Annotated in this window: 1 protein-coding gene and 1 pseudogene; both read right to left on the bottom strand. The window is 35.4% G+C overall.

Annotation, left to right across the window (positions count from 1 at the left end; genetic code table 11):
- Positions 1–194, bottom strand: a pseudogene (locus WBG45_RS12380) (MarR family transcriptional regulator); the annotation flags it as partial.
- A gap of 319 nt (positions 195–513) precedes the next feature.
- On the bottom strand, positions 514–1,574 hold a 1,061-nt coding region (locus tag WBG45_RS12375), incomplete at its 5' end, for a Ger(x)C family spore germination protein (RefSeq protein ID WP_424414986.1).

Below are 1,574 nucleotides of genomic sequence, written 5' to 3'. Positions count from 1 at the left end.
CCACTTGAAATAAGAATCTTCTTGCCGATAATTTGGATCGGTTGATCACCTTTATGATACAACAATTCCAACACAGCGAATTCAGTAAGATTCAAACCATGTGAAGCTGCATTCTTTTTCAATACTTCTTGAATGGCCTGGGAAGCACGGAGCATGACTGTAACTGCTTTTAGTTTATTATTAGCTGAAACCATCTCGTTCCCTTCTTTCAATGTATGCTCAATTTATTTATCTTGAATTAATATATCTTGAATATGAGATAAATTTAACATTTATTTTTCGGATTGTCAATTGTTTGAGATTTATTCTTCCCTACACACAATAATATCCATGATTTTCGAATCGTTTTAAAACTCAAACCTGACTGCACGATAAGCTAAAGCATGAATAACAATGGTTTGATCTGCAAATCATGTCGAAAAAAAAGATATTTCCTGGGAAATTAATGTCGACTCAAATCTCTGTAAATAAAAGTAGCGGCTGAGGATAATATATTAGCCGCTTTTTTAATCATCACTCAACCACTCCTGACTCAGTGATTTTGACATCCACTTTTACTTTCACATGAATCGTTGGGTACATATCTTCCCATTTTTTCTCATCCCAATTTCTTGTCCGACTCCGCACTTGTTCTCCAAGCCCAAGCGGATCAACCTTTAATGCTTGAAATTTTTTAATCAATATTTCGGCTTGTTCCTTTATATCTTGTTCCATTTGTTTTCCGATTTTTTCATACAATTTCTTATGTGGAATTTTTTCACCGGAGTGTTGCCTAATGATTCCTTCAAGTTGAACATTTATTGTGATTTCCGGATTTGTCTTGTTATTACTGACTAGAAATTTTCTTTTTGAACCAAGGTTTCGGACATAGGTATCATTTCGAACCTTGTAAGAACCATTTTTCGAGGTTTCAGCTAACACAGTAAAAACAAACAATTCCTTGAAATCGATTTGATCTACCAATTTATCCTTATCAAACAATGCGATACCGCTAACCTCCACTTGGTCTTTTACTAATTTCAGTAAAGGTAAATATGGATCTTTTCCTGTTGAATAATAATCAAACATAAATTGATGTAAATCCTTCTTTGGCAGCAATCCCAGATTCACATTCTGCTCGATGATTTCGGAAACATACCTCCCCGTGTCCTCGTTCTTAAATGGTGTGGTTAACATCTCTTCCACTTCACCATCTACGACTGCTAACGAGAGATTTGTCGATACATTTGCATCGCGTTGAAAATTATCCACAAGTTCAAAGACTCCTTGGCCCGCAAGTTCGCTGCTGAAAAGAATCAATTCCAGCTTCCCAGTTTCTACAGTTTTTGGAGATTTCGTATCTATTTTGACGAGAATTTCTTTACTAAGCGAAGAAGTTTCCGTAAACGTTTCACTCGAAATGGACTTATCAGGATTATAGATGGGAACGACAACTGTCGCCTGAATAAGGTCTTTGTCAACGTAATCGTATCCTATAGCAGAGTCTAAGTGAAGATCATCCAATATTTTTGTTCTTACACAACCTGTAAGTATAGATGAAATAAATAATAACAGAATGATAAACGGTTTTATCA

The organism is Paenisporosarcina sp. (assembly GCF_049671445.1).
Taxonomy (GTDB): Bacteria; Bacillota; Bacilli; order Bacillales_A; family Planococcaceae; genus Paenisporosarcina.
Note: the sequence above shows the minus strand (reverse complement) of the source record. Positions and strands in the feature narration are given on the sequence as shown.